This is a genomic window from Chromobacterium sp. ATCC 53434 (genome assembly GCF_002848345.1).
In the GTDB taxonomy this organism is placed as follows: domain Bacteria; phylum Pseudomonadota; class Gammaproteobacteria; order Burkholderiales; family Chromobacteriaceae; genus Chromobacterium.
This window is the reverse complement of the sequence record NZ_CP025429.1, coordinates 3962328-3981622: the sequence shown is the minus strand read 5'-3', so window position 1 is coordinate 3981622 and position 19295 is coordinate 3962328. Positions and strand designations below refer to the sequence as shown.

Here is a 19295-nt window from a genome sequence, read left to right as displayed (position 1 = left end):
TCCCTCCGGCCTGGTTGCGTCGGACTGCTCGCGGATCAGTTCCAGACGGTCTTGCCGCTGCCGTCGGTGATCTGCTTCCAGCTGGTGCGGATGATGGTCTTCACATTATCCGGCATCGGGATGTAGTCCAGTTCCTGGGCGGTCTTGTCGCCGTTCTTGTACGCCCAGTCGAAGTACTTCAGCACTTCGGAGGCCTGCGCCGGCTTGTCCTGCTTCTTGTGCATCAGGATAAAGGTGGCGCCGGCGATCGGCCAGCTCTGCTTGCCCGGCTGGTTGGTCAGCAGCAGGTAGAAGCCCGGGGCCTTGTGCCAGTCGGCGTTGGCGGCGGCGGCCTTGAACGAGGACTCGTCCGGCTTCACGAACACGCCGGCCTGGTTCTGCAGCAGGCCGTAGGACAGCTTGTTCTGCTTGGCGTAGGCGTACTCGACATAGCCGATCGCGCCCTTGATGCGCGACACGTAGTTGGCCACGCCTTCGTTGCCCTTGCCGCCCACCGAGCTGCCCTTCCAGCTGACGGCGGTATTGGAGCCGACGTCCTTCGCCCATTCCGGCGATACCTTGGACAGGTAGTTGGTGAAGATGAAGGTGGTGCCGGAGCCGTCGGAGCGGCGCACTACCGAGATGCGCTGGTCAGGCAGCTTGACGCCCGGATTCAGCTTGGCGATGGCCGCGTCGTTCCACTTGCCGACCTTGCCCATGTAGATGTCGGCCAACAGCGGGCCGGTGAACTTGATCTGGCCGGCGGCGATGCCCGGGATGTTGTACACCGGCACCACGCCGCCCATCACGGTCGGGAACTGGGTCAGGCCGGACTTGTCCAGCTCTTCCGGCTTCAGCGGCATGTCGGATGCGCCGAAATCCACGGTCTTCGACTGGATCTGCTTGATGCCACCGCCGGAACCGATGGACTGGTAGTTCATGTTGTTGCCGGTGCTGCCCTTGTAGTTGGCCGCCCACTTGGCGTACAGCGGGTAGGGGAACGTCGCGCCGGCGCCGGTGATGTCCGCGGCGTAGGCCGAACCTGCGATCAGCACGGAACCGAGAACGGCTGCCAGACGTACAGACTGTTTCATGCTTAACTCCCGAGCAAGGTTGGGATTGCTGTTGTGATGGCCGCCATCGTATCGGGCAAATCTTTCATTAATATTACAAGTCGTAAACGTACGGTCGCCGCCGCCGTTGGAGCCGGCGGCGCATCGCGCTATAATCGGCGGCGACCCGTAATCCGATATATGATGTGGAGAGACGCATGTCCGGCAAGCTGGTGATCGGCAATTGGAAGATGAATACGCGCGGCGATGGCGCGCGCGAACTGGCGGCGGCGCTGTTGGCCGACGCGGCGACCAACCGGGATGGCGTCGGCATTGCCGCGCCGGCGGTGTATCTTTCCGATCTGGCCCGGCAGCTGGCCGGGGGCCGTCTGGCGCTGGCGGCGCAGGATGTCAGCCGTTTCGCCGCCGACGGCGCGTTTACCGGAGAGGTGAGCGCTTCGATGCTGGCCGATGTCGGCTGCCGTTATGCGCTGGTCGGCCATTCCGAGCGGCGCCAGTATTTCGGCGAGGACAATGCGGCGCTGCTGGCCAAGATGCGCAATGCCGCCGCCGCCGGCGTGTCGCCGGTGCTGTGCGTCGGCGAAACGCTGGCGGAGCGCGAGGCGGGCCGCCATTTGGCGGTGATCGCGGAGCAGCTGGCCATTCTGACCGAGATCGCCGGCGACCGATATGTGATCGCCTACGAGCCGGTTTGGGCGATAGGAACGGGCAAGGTGGCGACGCTGGAACAGATCGCCGAAATTCATGCATTCATCAAAAACTGGTGCTTGCAAAACACGGACGGCTCGGATAAGATTCGCGTCCTCTACGGCGGCAGTGTCAAAGCAGAGAATGCCGAGGCCATTCTGGCGACGGAAAACGTCGACGGAGCATTGGTCGGAGGGGCCTCTCTGGACGCCGATTCATTCAGAGTGATTTGCCAAGCCGCAGGAAATATGATATAGTATGGAACTTCTTAAGACGCTTATTTGGATTGTAAACCTCCTGTCCGCAGTGACCATCATCGTCCTTGTTTTGATGCAGCACGGCAAGGGTGCGGATATGGGCGCGGCCTTTGGCGGCGGTTCCTCCGGCAGTCTGTTTGGGGCGTCTGGTTCTGCGAATTTCTTGAGTAGGACGACTGCCATTGCAGCGGCAGTATTCTTCGCGACTTCCCTCAGCTTGGTCTATCTTTCCGGGGGTGGAAAGAATGACCTGGGCGTGATGGGCGGAAAGATTGAACAGGTGGCGCCGCAAATCCCGGCAGGCGCGCCTAATAAAAACGCTTCCGGAACAGCATCCAAGATTCCGGAGTGACAATTTAAAAGCTTTGCTGTGCCGACATGGTGAAATTGGTAGACACGCTATCTTGAGGGGGTAGTGGCGAAAGCTGTGTGAGTTCGAGTCTCACTGTCGGCACCACCATTCAAAAACAGGCCACCGGGACTCCGGTGGCCTGTTTTATTTGGAGCCAAGAGGGGGCGACCCCTCTTTTTTTGGGGGTGTACGGGAAATGCTGCAAAACTACTTTCCCATTCTGATGTTTGTCATCGTCGGACTTCTGGTCGGCGTGGGCCCTATCGTTCTGGGCAAACTGCTGGCACCCAATCGTCCTGACGCTGAGAAACTTTCTCCATACGAATGCGGCTTCGAGGCCTTCGAAGATGCCCGCATGAAGTTTGACGTCCGCTATTACCTGATCGCCATCCTCTTCATCCTGTTCGACCTGGAAATCGCCTTCCTGTTTCCTTGGGCCGTGGTGCTGAAGGATTTGGGCGTCTATGGTTTGGGCGTGATGGTCGAGTTTCTGGCCGTGCTGACGCTCGGCTTCGTCTACATGTGGAAGAAGGGAGCTCTGGAATGGGAGTAGAAGGGATTCTGGAGAAAGGCTTCGTCACGACGACGGCCGACAAGCTTATCAACTATACCCGCACCGGCTCGCTGTGGCCGATGACCTTCGGTCTGGCCTGTTGCGCGGTGGAAATGATGCACGCGGGCGCGGCGCGTTACGACCTTGACCGCTTCGGCATCGTGTTCCGCCCCAGTCCGCGCCAGTCCGACCTGATGATCGTCGCCGGCACCTTGTGCAACAAGATGGCGCCGGCGCTGCGCAAGGTGTACGACCAGATGGCCGAGCCGCGCTGGGTGATCTCGATGGGGTCCTGTGCCAACGGCGGCGGTTACTACCATTACTCCTATTCTGTGGTACGCGGCTGCGACCGCATCGTGCCGGTCGATGTCTACGTCCCGGGCTGTCCTCCGACCGCCGAGGCGCTGCTGTACGGCATCATCCAGCTGCAGAACAAGATCAAACGTACCAACACCATCGCCCGCTAAGGTAGAAACTTATGGCCTCCAAGAAAATGGAAGCGTTGGGTTCGGTCGTTGCCGCGGCGCTGGGCGACAAGCTCGTGCGCAGCACGCTGGCCCTGGATGAGCTGACCATCGTGTGCAAGGCGTCCGATCTGCTGTCCGTCGCGCAGACGCTGCGCGACCACGCAGAGCTCGCCTTCGAGCAATGCATCGACGTCTGCGGCATGGACTACAGCGCCTACCGCGACGAGCCGTGGGACGGCCCGCGCTTCGCCGCCGTATACCATCTGCTGTCCGTCAAGCTGAACCACCGCGTCCGCCTGCGCGTCTTCGCCGAAGACGACGACTTCCCGGTGATCCCGTCGGTCAATGGCGTCTGGAACGCCGTCAACTGGTTCGAGCGCGAAGCGTTCGACCTGTTCGGCATCGTGTTCGAAGGCCACCCCGACCTGCGCCGTCTGCTGACCGACTACGGTTTCGTCGGCCACCCGTTCCGCAAGGACTTCCCGCTGTCGGGCCACGTGGAAATGCGCTACGACCCGAACCAGCGGCGCGTGATCTATCAGCCCGTTACCATCGAACCGCGCGAAATCACTCCGCGCATCATCCGCGAGGAGAACTACGGTGGCTGAGATCCGTAACTACACTCTGAACTTCGGTCCGCAGCACCCGGCCGCGCACGGCGTGCTGCGCCTGGTGCTGGAGCTGGACGGCGAAGTCGTCCAGCGCGCCGACCCGCACATCGGTCTGTTGCACCGCGGCACCGAGAAGCTGGCCGAGAGCAAGACCTTCATCCAGTCGCTGCCGTATATGGACCGTCTCGACTACGTGTCGATGATGTGCAACGAGCACGCCTACTGCCTGGCCATCGAGAAGATGATGGGCATCGAGGTGCCGGAACGCGCGCAGTACATCCGCGTGATGTTCGCCGAGATCACCCGCGTGCTGAACCACCTGCTGTGGATCGGCGCCCACGCGCTGGACATCGGCGCGATGACGATGTTCCTGTACGCCTTCCGCGAGCGCGAGGACCTGATGGACTGCTACGAGGCGGTGTCGGGCGCGCGCATGCACGCGGCCTACTTCCGTCCGGGCGGCGTCTACCGCGACCTGCCGGATTCGATGCCGCAGTACACCGTGTCCAAGATCAAGAACGCCAAGGAGCTGGCGCGGCTGAACGAAGGCCGCAAGGGCTCGATGCTGGACTTCATCGACGACTTCACCAAGCGTTTCCCGACCTATGTCGACGAGTACGAGACTCTGCTGACCGACAACCGGATCTGGAAGCAGCGGACCGTGGACATCGGCGTGGTGACGGCCGAACGCGCGCTGAACCTGGGCATGACCGGCCCGATGCTGCGCGGCTCCGGCATCGCCTGGGACCTGCGCAAGACCCAGCCGTACGATGTGTACGACAGGATGGACTTCGATGTGCCGGTGGGCGTCGGCGGCGATTGCTACGACCGCTATCTGGTGCGCGTCGAGGAAATGCGCCAGTCCAACCGCATCATCCAGCAGTGCGTGGCCTGGCTGCGCGACAATCCGGGTCCGGTGATCACCGACAACCATAAGGTGGCGCCGCCTTCGCGCGAAGGCATGAAGTCCAATATGGAAGACCTGATCCACCACTTCAAGCTGTTCACCGAAGGCATGCACGTGCCGGAGGGCGAGGCTTACGCGGCGGTGGAGCACCCGAAGGGCGAATTCGGCATCTATCTGGTGTCCGACGGCGCCAACAAACCGTACCGCCTGAAAATCCGCGCGCCGGGCTACGCCCACTTGGCCGCGCTGGACGAGATGGCCACCGGCCACATGATCGCCGACGTCGTCGCGATCATCGGTACGCAGGATATCGTGTTTGGGGAGATTGACCGCTGATGCTGTCCGCACAATCGCTAGCCTTGATCGACCGCGAGGTCGCCAAATATCCGGCCGACCAGAAGCGCTCCGCAGTGATGGGCGCTTTGCGCATCGCGCTGGATGAGCGGCGCGCTACCGGTGAAACCCCGGAAACGCGCTGCCTGAACCAGGAGCTGATCGAGTTCGTCGCCGACTACCTGGGCATCGCCCCGGTGGCCGCCTACGAAGTCGCCACCTTCTACAACATGTACGACATGAAGCCGGTGGGTAAATTCAAGATCACCGTCTGCACCAATCTGCCCTGTGCCTTGTCCGGCGGCGTCAACGCCGCCCAGTACATCTCGCAGAAACTGGGCATCGCCATCGGCGAAACCAGCGCCGACGGCATGTACACCCTGCTGGAAGGCGAGTGCATGGGCGCCTGCGGCGACGCGCCGGTCTTGCTGGTGAACAACCACAAGATGTGCAGCTTCATGACGCCCGAAGCAATCGACAAAAAACTGGCGGAGTTGAAATAATGGCAGTCTTCGCTAATGGCGTGATTTTCGACGGCGTCGACACCGCGCAGCCCGACTGCTGGCGTCTGGACGCCTACGTGGCCCGCGGCGGCTACCAGGCGCTGCGCCGCATCCTCGACGCCAAGATGGCGCAAGAGGATGTGATCGCGGAAGTGAAGAACTCCGGCCTGCGCGGTCGCGGCGGCGCCGGTTTCCCGACCGGCCTGAAGTGGAGCTTCATGCCGCGCTCGTTCCCGGGCGACAAATACGTCGTCTGCAATACGGACGAGGGCGAGCCGGGCACCTTCAAGGACCGCGACATCATCCGCTACAACCCGCACTCGCTGATCGAGGGCATGATCATCGCCGGTTACGCGATGGGCACCAAGGCGGGTTACAACTACATCCACGGCGAGATCTTCGAAGACTACGAACGTTTCGAGGAAGCGCTGGAAGAGGCCCGCAAGGCCGGCTTCCTGGGCCAGAACATCCTCGGCGCCGGCTTCAACTTCGAGCTCTACGCCCACCACGGCTACGGCGCCTACATCTGCGGCGAAGAAACCGCGCTGCTGGAATCGCTGGAAGGCAAGAAGGGCCAACCGCGCTTCAAGCCGCCGTTCCCGGCCAGCTTCGGCCTGTACGGCAAGCCGACGACGATCAACAACACCGAATCGTTCGCCTCGGTGCCGTTCATCATCCGCGACGGCGCGCAGACCTTCCTCGAGAAGGGCAAGCCGAACAACGGCGGCACCAAGCTGTTCTCGGTCTCCGGCCACGTCAACCGTCCCGGCAACTACGAAGTGCCGCTCGGCACCCCATTCTCCGAGCTGTTGGAACTGGCCGGCGGCATGAAGGGCGGCAAGCTGAAGGCGGTGATTCCGGGCGGTTCGTCCGCGCCTGTGCTGCCGGCCGACATCATGATGCAGTGCACGATGGACTACGACAGCATCGCCAAGGCGGGTTCGATGCTGGGTTCCGGCGCGGTGATCGTGATGAACGACGGCGTGTGCATGGTCAAGGCGCTGGAGCGTCTGGCCTATTTCTACCACGAGGAATCCTGCGGCCAGTGCACGCCGTGCCGCGAAGGCACCGGCTGGCTGTACAAGGTGATCCACCGCATCGCCAACGGCCAGGGCCGTCCGGGCGATCTGGAGCTTCTGGATTCCGTGGGCAACAATATGGCCGGCCGCACCATCTGCGCGCTGGCCGACGCCGCGGTGTTCCCGGTTCGCAGTTTCACCAAGCATTTCCGCGAGGAGTTCGAGCACGCGATCGAACACGGAAAGACCTTGGTGGATCACAAATGGTGTTGAGCGATGCTTGAAATCGAAATCGACGGTAAGAAACTGACGGTGCCGCAGGGCAGCACCGTCATCGAGGCTGCCCATTCGGCGGGCACCTATATTCCGCACTTCTGCTACCACAAGAAGCTGTCCATCGCGGCCAACTGCCGGATGTGCCTGGTGGAAGTGGAAAAGGCGCCGAAGCCGCTGCCGGCCTGTGCCACCCCGGTCACCGACGGCATGAAGGTCCACACCGCGTCTCCGCTGGCCAAGAAGGCTCAGCAGGGCGTGATGGAATTCCTGCTGATCAACCACCCGCTGGATTGCCCGATCTGCGACCAGGGCGGCGAATGCCAGCTGCAGGATCTGGCGGTTGGCTACGGCAACTCGACCTCGCGCTACGAGGAAGAGAAGCGCGTGGTGGTCGGCAAGGACATGGGCCCGCTGGTATCGGCCGAGGAAATGTCGCGCTGCATCCACTGCACGCGCTGCGTCCGCTTCACCGAGGAAGTCGGCGGCTTCCAGGAAATCGGCATGGCCAACCGCAGCGAGTTCTCCGAGATTCTGCCCTTCCTGGGCAAGACTGTGGACTCGGAAATCTCCGGCAACGTCATCGACCTGTGCCCGGTGGGCGCGCTGACCTCCAAGCCGTTCCGCTACAGCACCCGCGCCTGGGAGCTGTCGCGCCGCAAGTCGGTCAGCCCGCACGACGGTCTCGGCTCCAATCTGGTGGTCCAGGTGAAGAGCAACGAGGTGATGCGCGTGCTGCCGTTGGAGAACGAGGCCATCAACGAGTGCTGGATCGCCGACCGCGACCGCTTCTCCTATGAGGGTCTGAACAGCGCCGAGCGCCTCGCCAAGCCGATGATCAAGTTCGACGGCAAGTGGCACGAGACCGACTGGGAAACCGCGCTCGAATACGTGGTCAAGGGCCTGAACGGCGTGTCCGCCGATCACGGCAAGGACGCCATCGGCTTCCTGACCAGCTCGCATTCGACGACCGAAGAGTTGTTCCTGGCGCAGAAGCTGGCGCGCGCCTTCGGCGTCAACAGCATCGACTACCGCCTGCGCCGCAGCGACTTCTCCGCCGACGCGGCGAAGCAGGGCGCCGAGTGGCTGGGCTCGACCATCGCCGAACTGGCCGCGGCCAAGTCGGTGCTGGCGATCGGCTCGACGCTGCGCAAGGAGCAGCCGCTGCTGGCCTCGCGCCTGCGCGCCTCGGTCAAGCAGGGCACCGAACTGAACATTATCCACGTCGCCGACGACAATCTGCTGACCAAGATCAACGGCAAGCTGATCGTGTCGCCGCTGGCGCTGGTTAACGCGTTGTCGCAAGTGCTGAAGGCCGTGGCCGAGATCAAGTCCGGCGCCAGCCAGATCGATCTGGCCGGCGTCGAAGTCTCGGCCGAGGCCCGCCGCATCGCCGAGAGCCTCTGCGGCGCGGAAACCGCGTCCATCGTGCTCGGCAACGTCGCCCAGCATCACCCGGCCTATGGCCAGCTGCTGTCGCTGGCGCAGGAGATCGCGGGTCTGACCGGCGGCCGCTTCGGCGTGCTGGCCGAAGCCGCGAACAGCGTCGGCGCCGAACTGGTCGGCGCGCTGCCGATCCGCGGCGCGCTGGGCTCGGCCGTCAACGCCGGCGACAACGCCGCCGCGATGATCGCCAAGCCGAAGAAGGCCTACTTCCTGCTGAACACCGAAGTGGAGTTCGACAGCTACGACGGCCAGGCCGCCGTGGCCGCGATGAAGCAGGCCGCCACCGTGATCGCGCTGACCGCCTACAAGGGCCAGGGCCTGCTCGACTACGCCGACGTGCTGCTGCCGATCGCGCCGTTCTCCGAAACCGCCGGTTCCTTCGTCAACATGGAAGGCAAGCTGCAGGTCTTCAACGGCGTCGTCAAGCCGCTGGGAGAAGCCCGTCCGGCCTGGAAGGTGCTGCGCGTGCTGGGCAATATGCTGAGCCTGGGCGGCTTCGCTTACAACAGCGCCGAGGAAGTGCGCGCCGAGTTCGCCGCCGGCGACCTCGCCGCCGTGCTGAACAACGCGCTGGCTTCCGTTTCCGCCACCGCAGCCGCAGCCGTTTCTGGTTTTGTCCGCGTCGGCGAAGTGCCGATGTACCAGGCCGATGCCGTCTGCCGCCGCGCGCCGTCGCTGCAGCAGACCAGCGAAGCCCGCGGCGCCGCCGTCGCGCGCGTTCACGGCAGCGTGCTGGCCAAGCTCGGCATCGCTTCCGGCGCCGAAGTGGTGCTGAAGCAGGGCGCCGGCGAGGCGCGCGTTGCGGTCGAGGCCGACGACAGCCTGCCGGCCGACGTGGTGCGGGTCGCCGTTGCGCACGCCTCGACGCTGGCGCTGGGCGGCATGTTCGACGCTATCGAGATCAAGCAGGGGTAAACCATGGAGTTCTTGCAAGGTATTCTTGGCACTGACGCGGGGCTCCTGGTATGGACCCTGCTGAAGATCATCGCCATCGTGCTGCCGATGCTGGGCGCGGTCGCGTATCTGACGCTGGCCGAGCGCAAGGTGATCGGCTACATGCAGATCCGGATCGGCCCCAACCGGGTCGGTTATTTCGGCCTGCTGCAGCCGCTGGCCGACGGCCTGAAGCTGCTGATGAAGGAAATCATCCTACCGACCAGCTCCAGCAAGGGATTGTTCCTGCTGGCGCCGGTGCTGGCCATCGGTCCGGCGCTGGCCGCCTGGGCGGTGATTCCGTTCACCGACGGCCTGGTGCTGGCCAACGTCAACGCCTCGCTGCTGTACATCCTGGCGCTGACGTCGATGGGCGTGTACGGCGTGATCATCGCCGGCTGGGCGGGCAACTCGAAGTACTCCTTCCTCGGCGCGATGCGTTCCGCCGCCCAGATCGTCTCGTACGAGCTGGCGATGGGCTTCGCCCTGGTCGGCGTGCTGATGGTGTCCGGCAGCCTGAACTTGGTCGACATCGTCAAGCAGCAGTCTTTCGGCATGGGCGCGGGCTCCATCCTGTCGTGGAACTGGATCCCGCTGTTCCCGCTGTTCATCGTCTACCTGATCTCCGGCGTGGCCGAGACCAACCGCGCGCCGTTCGACGTCGCCGAGGGCGAGTCGGAAATCGTCGCCGGTTTCCACGTGGAATACTCGGGCATGGCGTTCGCGGTGTTCTTCCTGGCCGAATACGCCAACATGATCCTGGTCGCGACGCTGACCGCGCTGCTGTTCCTGGGCGGCTGGCTGTCTCCGTTCCCGGCTTCGTGGGGCCTGCTGGGCGCCGGCGGCTTCTTCTGGCTGGCGGTCAAGGTCGCGCTGGTGCTGTTCTGCTTCCTGTGGTTCCGCGCCACCTTCCCGCGCTATCGCTATGACCAGATCATGCGCCTGGGCTGGAAAGTGTTCATCCCGGTGACCCTGGTGTGGATTCTGGTGGTGGGCGTGTGGATGTTTACCCCGCTGTCGATTTGGCACTGAGACAGGGGATAGGTGAAAAAATGAATTCGATCCGCAACTTTTTCAAGACCTTCCTGCTGGTGGAGCTGGTCAAGGGCCTGATGGTCACCGGCCGCTACTTCTTCGCCCGCAAGATCACGGTTCAGTTCCCGGAAGAGAAGACGCCGATCTCGCCGCGCTTCCGCGGCCTGCACGCGCAGCGCCGCTACGCCAACGGCGAAGAACGCTGCATCGCGTGCAAGCTGTGCGAGGCGGTGTGCCCGGCGCTGGCGATCAGCATCGAGTCGGAGGAGCGCGACGACGGCACCCGCCGTACCAGCCGCTACGACATCGATCTGACCAAGTGCATCTTCTGCGGCTTCTGCGAGGAAGCCTGTCCGGTGGACGCGATCGTGGAAACCCACATCTTCGAATACCACGGTGAAAAACGTGGCGACCTCTACTACACCAAGCCGATGCTGCTGGCGATTGGCGACAAGTACGAGGCCGAAATCGCCGCCAACAAGGCGGCCGACGCCAAGTATCGCTAAGGGGAGGCCATGAACCTTACAACGGTAATTTTCTACGTTCTGTCCGCCATCCTGATCTTCGCCGGTCTGCGCGTGGTGACGGCCAAGAACCCGGTGCACGCCGCGCTGTACCTGGTGCTGGCCTTCTTCACCAGCGCCGGCCACTGGCTGCTGATGGAGTCGGAGTTCCTGGCGATCACCCTGGTGCTGGTTTATGTCGGCGCGGTGATGGTGCTGTTCCTGTTCGTGGTGATGATGTTGGACATCAACATCGAGAAGCTGCGTGAAGGCTTCTGGCGCAATCTGCCGGTCGCCGCCACCGTCGGCCTGATCATGGTCGCCGAAATGGCGCTGATCCTGATGAGCCCGAAGACCGGCCTCGACACCTACAAGGCAGGCGCGCCGCTGGCCGCCGACTTCAGCAACGTCAAGGTGCTGGGTCATCAGCTGTACACCACCTATCTGCTGCCGTTCGAGATCGCCGCCATCGTGCTGCTGCTGGCCATGGTGGCCGCCATCGGCCTGACCATGCGCGCGCGCAAGGACAGCAAGGTAGTGGATCCGGCGAGCCAGGTGAAGGTACGCCGCGAGGACCGCGTCCGCATCGTCAAGATGGACGCCGTGAAACAAGTGGAAGAGGCCGGGCAGGCTGATTCCGGTGAGCAACAGGCCTGACGGCCAATCAACCAATAAGGGAGGAAACGTGCTGACACTGACTCACTTTCTGGTGCTGGCCGCCATCCTGTTCGCCATCAGCGTGCTGGGGATTTTCCTGAACCGGAAAAACCTGATCATCCTGCTGATGGCCATCGAGCTGATGCTGCTGGCGGTGAATTTCAACTTCATCGCGTTCTCGCATTACCTGTCGGATTCGGCAGGCCAGATCTTCGTATTCTTCATCCTGACGGTTGCCGCCGCCGAGTCCGCCATTGGTCTGGCGATCCTGGTGGTGTTGTTCCGCAATCTGCAGAGCATCAACGTTGAAGACTTGGGCAGCCTCAAGGGCTAAGGCAAACCGGAACCACAACTAAAGCACAAAAGCATGGATATGAAGAGCTTATACCTGCTGATTGCACTCGCTCCGCTGGCGGGTTCCATCATTGCAGGCCTGTTTGGATGGGCGATCGGACGGCGCGCCTCGCACGTCGTCACGATAGCCGGCGTGGCGGTGTCCGCCGCGTTGTCGCTCAAGGTGCTCCTGGGTTTCCTCAACGGAAGCGCGGAAGTGTTCAACGGACCGGTCTACACCTGGTTGACCATGGACGGCCACGACTACGCGGTCGGCTTCCTGGTGGACTCGCTGACCGCGATGATGCTGGTGGTGGTTACCAGCGTGTCGCTGATGGTGCACATCTATACCATCGGCTACATGCAGGAAGACCCGGGCTACCAGCGCTTCTTCAGCTATATCTCGCTGTTTACCTTCTCGATGCTGATGCTGGTGATGAGCAACAACTTCATCCAGCTGTTCTTCGGGTGGGAGGCGGTGGGCCTGGTGTCCTACCTGCTGATCGGCTTCTGGTTCAAGCGCCCGACCGCGGTGTTCGCCAACCTGAAGGCCTTCCTGGTCAACCGCGTCGGCGACTTCGGCTTCCTCTTGGGCATCGGCATGGTGCTGGCCTACTTCGGCGGCTCGCTGAACTACAGCGACGTGTTCGCCGCCGCCCCGGCGCTGGCCAGCAAGACCGTGGAGCTCATCCCGGGCCAGCAATGGTCGCTGATGACCGTCACCTGCATCCTGCTGTTCATCGGCGCGATGGGTAAATCGGCCCAGTTCCCGCTGCACGTGTGGCTGCCGGACTCGATGGAAGGTCCGACCCCGATCTCCGCGCTGATCCACGCCGCCACGATGGTGACGGCCGGCATCTTCATGGTGTCGCGGATGAGCCCGCTGTTCGAGCTGTCCGACACCGCGCTGAACGTGATCCTGGTGGCCGGTTCGATCACCGCGCTGTTCATGGGCTTCCTCGGCATCGTGCAGAACGACATCAAGCGCGTGGTGGCCTACTCCACGCTGTCGCAGCTGGGCTATATGACCGTCGCGCTGGGCGCCTCGGCGTACTCGGTGGCGATGTTCCACGTGATGACGCACGCCTTCTTCAAGGCGCTGCTGTTCCTGGCCGCCGGCTCGGTGATCATCGGCATGCACCATGATCAGGACATGCGCAATATGGGCGGTCTGCGCAAGTACATGCCGATCACCTGGATCACTTCGCTGCTGGGTTCGCTGGCGCTGATCGGCACGCCGTTCTTCGCAGGCTTCTACTCGAAGGACTCGATCATCGAGGCGGTGGCCGCTTCGCATCTGCCGGCGGCCGGCTTCGCCTACTTCGCCGTCGTGGCCGGCGTGTTCGTCACCGCCTTCTACTCGTTCCGCATGTACTTCCTGGTCTTCCACGGCAAGGAACGCTGGATGGAGAAGAAGGACGATCATCACGGCCACGGCCATGACGACGATCACGACCACCATCACGGCCTGGGCCCGAACGACAAGCCGCACGAGTCGCCGTGGGTGGTGACGCTGCCGTTGGTGCTGCTGGCCATCCCGTCGGTGCTGGTCGGTTACTTCGCCATCGACAAGCTGGTGTACGGCGACTTCTTCAAGGGCGTGATCGCGGTCAACAACGAAGCGCACCCGGGCATGGAAGAGCTGGCGCACGAGTTCCACGGCGCCTTCGCCATGACGCTGCACTCGTTCACCACCTTGCCGCTGTGGCTGGCCATCGCCGGCGTTGTGGTCGCCTGGTACTTCTACATGAAGGCGCCGCATATCCCGGCCGCCATCAAGGAAAAGTGCGCGCCTATCCACAAGCTGCTGGAAAACAAGTACTACCTGGACGAGATCTATTTCGCCGTGTTCGCCAAGGGCTCGCGCGCGCTGGGCACCTTGTTCTGGAAGGTCGGCGACATGCTGCTGATCGACGGCCTGATGGTCAACGGCACCGCCAAGCTGGTGGGCAGTTTCTCCAGCGTGATTCGCCGCCTGCAGACCGGTTTCATCTACAGCTACGCCACCGCGATGATCATCGGTGTGCTGGGCCTGATGAGCTGGTGGATCGTGCCGCTGATTCTGCGTTGAGTCCGGGCTTCGGGATTGAAATAACAATATAGGTTTGATTATGTTCACAAATCTGCTCAGTCTGGTGATCTGGACGCCGATCGTGGCCGGCCTGGTGGTGCTGGCCGCCGGCGACCAGCGCGCGCCGCTGGCGCGCTGGCTGGCCCTGGCGGGAGCCCTGGCGGGCTTCCTGCTGTCGGTGCCGCTGTTCACCGAGTTCAACAATTTCAACGGCGGCATGCAGTATGAAGAGCTGAAGCCGTGGATTTCCGCGCTCAACATCAACTACCACCTCGGCGTGGACGGCATCTCGATGCTGTTCGTGGTGCTGAACAGCTTCACCACGCTATTGGTGGTGGTGGCCGGCTGGGAAGTGATCCAGAAGCGCGTGTCGCAGTACATGGCGGCCTTCCTGATCATGTCCGGCCTGATCAACGGCGCCTTCGCCGCGCTCGACGCGATCCTGTTCTATGTCTTCTTCGAAGGCATGCTGATCCCGATGTATCTGATCATCGGCATCTGGGGCGGTCCGCGTCGCGTCTACGCGTCGGTCAAGTTCTTCCTGTACACGCTGCTGGGCTCGCTGCTGATGCTGGTGGCCTTCATCTACCTGTACTTCCAGGCCGGCAAGACCTTCGACATCCACGCCTTCCAGAATCTGGCCAAGATTCCGCTGACGGTGCAGATCCTGCTGTTCGTCGCCTTCTTCCTGTCGTTCGCGGTGAAGGTGCCGATGTGGCCGGTGCACACCTGGCTGCCGGACGCCCACGTCGAGGCGCCGACCGGCGGCTCGATGGTGCTGGCGGCGATCACGCTGAAGATCGGCGCTTACGGCTTCCTGCGGTTCGCGCTGCCTATCCTGCCGGACGCCTCGCGCGAGCTGGCGCCCATCATCGTCGTGCTGTCGCTGATCGCCGTGGTCTACATCGGCCTGGTGGCGCTGGTGCAGTCCGACATGAAGAAGCTGGTGGCGTATTCGTCGATTTCCCACATGGGCTTCGTGACGCTGGGCATGTTCCTGTTCGCCGGCAATGAAATGAACGCCTGGGCCGTCAAGGGCGCCTTGGTGCAGATGGTGTCGCACGGCTTCGTCTCCGCCGCGATGTTCTTCTGCATCGGCGTGATGTACGACCGCGTGCACAGCCGCAACATCGCCGACTACGGCGGCGTGGCCAACAAAATGCCGATCTTCGCGGCCTTCATGATGCTGTTCGCGATGGCCAACTCCGGCCTGCCGGCCACTTCCGGCTTCGTCGGCGAGTTCATGGTGATCCTGGGTTCGGTGCAGGTGAACTTCTGGTACGCCGCGCTGGCCGCCACGACGCTGATCTTCGGCGCCGCTTACACGCTGTGGATGTACAAGCGCGTGATCTTCGGCGAAGTCGCCAACGAGCATGTGGCCGAGCTGACCGACGTCAACAAGCGCGAGTTCCTGGTGCTGGCCATCCTGGCGATCGCGGTGCTGGGCATGGGTCTGTACCCGCTGCCCTTCGTCGAGAAGATGCACTTCGCCGTCAACGACCTGATCACGCATGTTGCGCAGAGCAAGCTGTAAGCGCGGAAGGAATACATACAAATGAATTGGGCTGATCTCAACCTGATACCCGCGATGCCGGAGCTGTTCCTGATCGGCGCGCTGCTGGTGGTGCTGATGCTGGATCTTTTCATCCCCGATGAAAAGCGCTGCATCACCTACGGCCTGACGCTGCTGACGCTGGCCGGCACCGCGGCGGTCCAGCTGTGGACCTTCGTACCGTACCCGGTGACGACCTTCTCCGGCATGTACGTCGCCGATCCGCTGGCGTCGCTGGTCAAGCTGGCGATGTACGCGACCACCGCGGTGGTGCTGGTGTATAGCCGCCAGTACACCGCCGACCGCGGCCTGTTCAAGGGCGAGTACTTCTCGCTGTCCTTGTTCGCGCTGTTGGGCATGAACCTGATGGTGTCGGCCTCGCACTTCCTGACCCTGTACATGGGCCTGGAACTGCTGTCGCTGGCGCTGTACTCGCTGATCGCGCTGCAGCGCGACTCGGTGGCCGCCACCGAGTCGGCGATGAAGTACTTCGTGCTGGGCGCGCTGGCCTCCGGCCTGCTGCTGTACGGCATCTCGATGATCTACGGCGCCACCGGCTCGCTGGAGCTGGCCGCCGTCGCCAAGTCCATCAAGTCGCATTCCGCCAACGGCATGCTGCTGGTGTTCGGCCTGGTGTTCATCGTGGCCGGCCTGTCGTTCAAACTCGGCGCCGTGCCGTTCCACATGTGGGTGCCGGACGTGTACCAGGGTTCGCCGACTTCGGTGACGCTGATGGTCGGCGCCGCGCCCAAGCTGGCCGCCTTCGTGTTCGTGCTGCGCATTCTGGCCCAGGGCCTGGACGTGCTGGTCGGCGAGTGGCAGGCGATGCTGGTCATCGTCGCCGTGCTGTCGATGGCCCTCGGCAACATCACCGCCATCGTGCAGACCAATATCAAGCGGATGCTGGCCTACTCGACGATCTCGCACATGGGCTTCCTGCTGCTGGGCCTGCTGTCCGGCACCCAGCAGGGCTACTCGGCCGCGCTGTTCTACGCCGTGGTCTATGTGGCGATGTCCATGGTCGGCTTCGGCATCGTGCTGGCGCTGTCGCGCCAGGGTTTCGAGTGCGAGAAGATCGACGACTTGAAGGGCCTGAACAGCCGCAACAGCTGGTACGCCATCCTGATGCTGCTGGCGATGTTCTCGATGGCCGGCATTCCGCCGCTGCTGGGTTTCTACGCCAAGTTCGTGGTGATCAAGGCCATCGTCGACATCGGCATGATCAAGCTGGCCGTGTTCTCGGTGCTGATGTCGGTGATAGGCGCGTTCTACTACCTGCGGGTGGTCAAGGCGATCTACTTCGACGACGCTCAGGACACCGCGCCTATCGTCGTGCGCGGCGACATGAAGCTGGTGCTGTCGCTGAACGCGCTGGCGCTGCTGGTGGTCGGCGTGCTGCCGCAGTCGCTGCTCGAGCTGTGCGCGCAGGCGATGCGTCAGTCGCTGGGCATGATCTGAGGCGATGGCCATGCAGAGCAGCATCGTAATCCTGTTGTTGCTGGCCATCGTGGCAGCCAACTTGCCGTTCGCCACTACACGAGTGGCCGGCGTGTTCAAGGTGGCGCGCAAGCATTTTGGCTGGCAGGCGCTGGAGCTGGCGGTGCTGTTCGCGCTGCTTGGCGGGCTGGCCCGTTTGCTGGAATCGCGCCAGATGCCGGTTCACGAGCAGCATTGGCAGTTCTATGTCACCACGCTGGCCTTGTTCCTGGTCGCGGCCTTTCCAGGCTTCGTCTATCGCTATTTCTGGCGAAAACCGGCGTTGTAGACGGCTCGCCATGGCAAAAAAGCACCGCATCGCGGTGCTTTTTTGTTTTTTACGGCGATGGCTTGCCAGCGCGCTGAAATAAGTTGACATTAGCATGTACTGTCCGCGCCACCCGCACGCGTGCGGGGCCATCACCATTGCCCGACATCATGCTTAAATTTCTGAGTCTTTGCGCGCTGCTGTTCGCCGGCGCCGCCTCCGCCCAGTCGCTGGAACCGGCCCGACACGGCGATTTCGTCCACTACACCTATGCGCTGACCTGGCAACCCGGCTTTTGCGCCAGCGGAGACGGCTGCCTGCCCGATCAGCCGAAAGCGGAATTGATCGGCTTGCACGGCTTGTGGCCGTCGCTGCCGCAAAGCCTGATCGATCAGAAAGTGCCGGTGCAGCAGTGGTGGGCCAAGGGTTGCGGCTTCTTCCCGCACGTCAACGCGATTCCGGTGCTGCCGGCCGAGTTGCTGCAGCGCTTGAAGGAGACCATGCCGCAGTTGAAGGATGATCTGCTGACGCACGAGTATGTCAAGCATGTGCAGTGCTTCGGCTACAAGTCCGAGGACTTCTTCACCACCGCGCTGCAGATGCGCGAGGACGTGGTCGACAGCGACTTTGGCCGCTACCTGCTGGCCGAGGCCGGCACCGTGCGCACGCGCGAGGAGCTGGTCGATGCTTTCGCCAAGGCCTTCGGCACCGATCAGCGCCGCGCGCTGCAACTGCAATGCGGCAAGGACGCCAGACAGCGCAATGTATTGACGCAGTTCTGGTTTACGATACGGGCGGACAAGCTGGACAGCTTCCCGTCGGCGGGCAGCCTGGTCGATACGCCGGCCGGCGAGTACGAGGACAATTGCTCGGAACCGTTCCTGTTGCCCAAGTGGTAGCGGGGCATGAAAAAGCCGCCCGGCCGATTGGCGGGGCGGCTGATGCCGGCGCGGCGAAGACTCAGTCGGTGCCGTACATCGGCGAGCGCGGACCGTAGAGCACGCTGTTGGCGCGTCCGGCCGACAGCAGCTGATTGCTGGTCATTCCTGCCACCGGGTAGGCGGCGTCGGTGGCGCTGTTGACGATCTGCTTGATCGCCGCGTTGACCAGCATGCCGATCAGGCCGCCGCCGGAATTATTGCTGTTGGCGTTGTTGCCGTAGGCATGGCCTTCCCATAGCGTCTTTCCGCTCTTCAGGTCGACCAGTTTGGCGCTGGCTTCCACCTCGGCCACGCTGTCCAATACGCTGTAGTGGACGCCGTAGCGCTTGACGCTGGGGTAGAGCGCGGCGTCGGCGCCGAAGATTTCGCGCAGCTTGGCCGGCGGCACCGCCTGGATGTCGTGGGCCTCGCTGAGGCCGTTCTGCTTGAACGTTTCGCTGACCAGCGCCACCGGGAGCACGTAGTAGCCGGCCTCGGCCAGCGGATAGCTCATCTGAGACAGCACGCCGCTGCCGGCGTTGACGTCGGGGGACTCGTTCAGCGGCGGCAGGATCACGATGGAGCGCGGCCGGCTCTGCTTGTAGGCGGTGTAGTCGCGGTTGGCGACCGGGGCGGCGCAGCCGGTGGCCAGGACGGCCAGCGCGGCGGCGATGGCCGCCTGGGCGAGAGATTTCAGCATGTCATGCCCCCTGCTTCTTTTGCTTGGCCATCAGGAAGTCCATATAGGACGCCGATTCGGGAAACAGCTGTTTCTCGGTCTGGAATTCCTTGACCATCTGATCGGTGTGGCCGGTGGCGGCGTACAGCATGCCCAGCTGGGCGTGGTAGCCCGGCGGGGCCTGATTGCCCTTGGCGCGGATTTTTTCCAGGCCTTCTTCCAGCGCGGCGATCTGTTTCTGCGGATCGCCGCCGTCGTTCTTCAGATAGCTGTAAACCTGTGCTTGGTACGATTCCCACTGGTACAGCGATTTCGGCCCGGCGGCGCAGGCCGCGAGCAGGGCGCAGCCTGCCAGCAGCGCCGCGACGCGCAAGGGGCGCGCGATAGCTTTCGTTTTCATTGTCTTGT

21 protein-coding genes and 1 tRNA gene are annotated in these 19295 nt (G+C 63.0%); 19 read left to right on the top strand and 3 right to left on the bottom strand.

Annotated features, from left to right (window positions below; genetic code table 11):
• Positions 1–35 precede the first annotated feature (35 nt).
• The gene (gene pstS, locus CXB49_RS17575) at positions 36–1073 is read right to left on the bottom strand and encodes a phosphate ABC transporter substrate-binding protein PstS (protein WP_101709583.1); all 1038 of its coding nucleotides are present in this window, start codon (positions 1071–1073) and stop codon (positions 36–38) included.
• Positions 1074–1249: 176 nt separating this feature from the next.
• On the opposite strand from pstS, the gene tpiA reads away from it, so the two are divergent.
• From tpiA to CXB49_RS17480, 19 genes are all read left to right on the top strand, one after another.
• Positions 1250–1996 carry a triose-phosphate isomerase gene (gene tpiA, locus CXB49_RS17570; protein ID WP_101709582.1) on the top strand — a complete coding sequence of 249 codons (747 nt, stop codon included), beginning with the start codon at positions 1250–1252 and terminating at the stop codon, positions 1994–1996.
• A gap of 1 nt (position 1997) precedes the next feature.
• Positions 1998–2348, top strand: coding sequence for a preprotein translocase subunit SecG (gene secG, locus CXB49_RS17565; RefSeq protein WP_101709581.1), 351 nt, complete (start codon positions 1998–2000; stop codon positions 2346–2348).
• Positions 2349–2368: 20 nt separating this feature from the next.
• Positions 2369–2453 (top strand) — tRNA-Leu (locus CXB49_RS17560).
• A 91-nt stretch (positions 2454–2544) separates the two neighbouring features.
• The gene (locus CXB49_RS17555) at positions 2545–2901 is read left to right on the top strand and encodes an NADH-quinone oxidoreductase subunit A (RefSeq protein WP_011134496.1); all 357 of its coding nucleotides are present in this window, start codon (positions 2545–2547) and stop codon (positions 2899–2901) included.
• Complete coding sequence (locus CXB49_RS17550; protein ID WP_019103471.1) at positions 2892–3368, top strand: NADH-quinone oxidoreductase subunit B family protein; 477 nt, start codon at positions 2892–2894, stop codon at positions 3366–3368. Before CXB49_RS17555 ends, CXB49_RS17550 begins: the two co-directional genes overlap by 10 nt.
• 11 nt (positions 3369–3379) lie before the next feature.
• Positions 3380–3976: an NADH-quinone oxidoreductase subunit C gene (locus CXB49_RS17545; protein ID WP_101709580.1), complete on the top strand. Its 597-nt coding sequence runs from the start codon at positions 3380–3382 to the stop codon at positions 3974–3976.
• Positions 3969–5222, top strand: a complete 1254-nt coding sequence (locus tag CXB49_RS17540) for an NADH-quinone oxidoreductase subunit D (RefSeq protein ID WP_101709579.1) — start codon at positions 3969–3971, stop codon at positions 5220–5222. Before CXB49_RS17545 ends, CXB49_RS17540 begins: the two co-directional genes overlap by 8 nt.
• Entirely contained in the window at positions 5222–5722 is a 501-nt protein-coding gene (gene nuoE / locus CXB49_RS17535; RefSeq protein ID WP_101709578.1) for an NADH-quinone oxidoreductase subunit NuoE, read from the top strand. Before CXB49_RS17540 ends, nuoE begins: the two co-directional genes overlap by 1 nt.
• Positions 5722–7014 carry an NADH-quinone oxidoreductase subunit NuoF gene (gene nuoF / locus CXB49_RS17530; RefSeq protein ID WP_101709577.1) on the top strand — a complete coding sequence of 431 codons (1293 nt, stop codon included), beginning with the start codon at positions 5722–5724 and terminating at the stop codon, positions 7012–7014. The genes nuoE and nuoF overlap by 1 nt, the downstream gene beginning before the upstream one ends.
• Before the next feature lie 3 nt (positions 7015–7017).
• A complete protein-coding gene (gene nuoG, locus CXB49_RS17525) occupies positions 7018–9375 on the top strand; it encodes an NADH-quinone oxidoreductase subunit NuoG (RefSeq protein ID WP_101709576.1) in 2358 nt (785 codons plus the stop codon).
• A 3-nt stretch (positions 9376–9378) separates the two neighbouring features.
• Positions 9379–10425, top strand: coding sequence for an NADH-quinone oxidoreductase subunit NuoH (gene nuoH, locus CXB49_RS17520; RefSeq protein ID WP_101709575.1), 1047 nt, complete (start codon positions 9379–9381; stop codon positions 10423–10425).
• A gap of 20 nt (positions 10426–10445) precedes the next feature.
• Positions 10446–10934, top strand: coding sequence for an NADH-quinone oxidoreductase subunit NuoI (gene nuoI, locus CXB49_RS17515; protein WP_101709574.1), 489 nt, complete (start codon positions 10446–10448; stop codon positions 10932–10934).
• A 9-nt stretch (positions 10935–10943) separates the two neighbouring features.
• Complete coding sequence (locus CXB49_RS17510) at positions 10944–11588, top strand: NADH-quinone oxidoreductase subunit J (protein WP_101709573.1); 645 nt, start codon at positions 10944–10946, stop codon at positions 11586–11588.
• Positions 11589–11616: 28 nt separating this feature from the next.
• Positions 11617–11922 carry an NADH-quinone oxidoreductase subunit NuoK gene (gene nuoK, locus CXB49_RS17505; protein WP_011134506.1) on the top strand — a complete coding sequence of 102 codons (306 nt, stop codon included), beginning with the start codon at positions 11617–11619 and terminating at the stop codon, positions 11920–11922.
• A 33-nt stretch (positions 11923–11955) separates the two neighbouring features.
• Complete coding sequence (gene nuoL, locus CXB49_RS17500) at positions 11956–13992, top strand: NADH-quinone oxidoreductase subunit L (protein WP_101709572.1); 2037 nt, start codon at positions 11956–11958, stop codon at positions 13990–13992.
• A 40-nt stretch (positions 13993–14032) separates the two neighbouring features.
• Complete coding sequence (locus CXB49_RS17495) at positions 14033–15526, top strand: NADH-quinone oxidoreductase subunit M (RefSeq protein WP_101709571.1); 1494 nt, start codon at positions 14033–14035, stop codon at positions 15524–15526.
• A gap of 21 nt (positions 15527–15547) precedes the next feature.
• Positions 15548–17002: an NADH-quinone oxidoreductase subunit NuoN gene (nuoN, locus tag CXB49_RS17490; protein WP_101709570.1), complete on the top strand. Its 1455-nt coding sequence runs from the start codon at positions 15548–15550 to the stop codon at positions 17000–17002.
• 10 nt (positions 17003–17012) lie between these two features.
• The gene (locus CXB49_RS17485) at positions 17013–17309 is read left to right on the top strand and encodes a DUF2818 family protein (RefSeq protein WP_101710756.1); all 297 of its coding nucleotides are present in this window, start codon (positions 17013–17015) and stop codon (positions 17307–17309) included.
• 149 nt (positions 17310–17458) lie between these two features.
• A complete protein-coding gene (locus CXB49_RS17480; RefSeq protein WP_158300935.1) occupies positions 17459–18187 on the top strand; it encodes a ribonuclease I in 729 nt (242 codons plus the stop codon).
• 61 nt (positions 18188–18248) lie between these two features.
• On the opposite strand, the gene CXB49_RS17475 is transcribed toward CXB49_RS17480, so the two are convergent.
• Both CXB49_RS17475 and CXB49_RS17470 read right to left on the bottom strand, forming a co-directional pair.
• A complete protein-coding gene (locus CXB49_RS17475; RefSeq protein ID WP_101709568.1) occupies positions 18249–18908 on the bottom strand; it encodes a DUF799 domain-containing protein in 660 nt (219 codons plus the stop codon).
• A 1-nt stretch (position 18909) separates the two neighbouring features.
• A complete protein-coding gene (locus tag CXB49_RS17470) occupies positions 18910–19287 on the bottom strand; it encodes a DUF4810 domain-containing protein (protein ID WP_101709567.1) in 378 nt (125 codons plus the stop codon).
• Positions 19288–19295 lie beyond the last annotated feature (8 nt).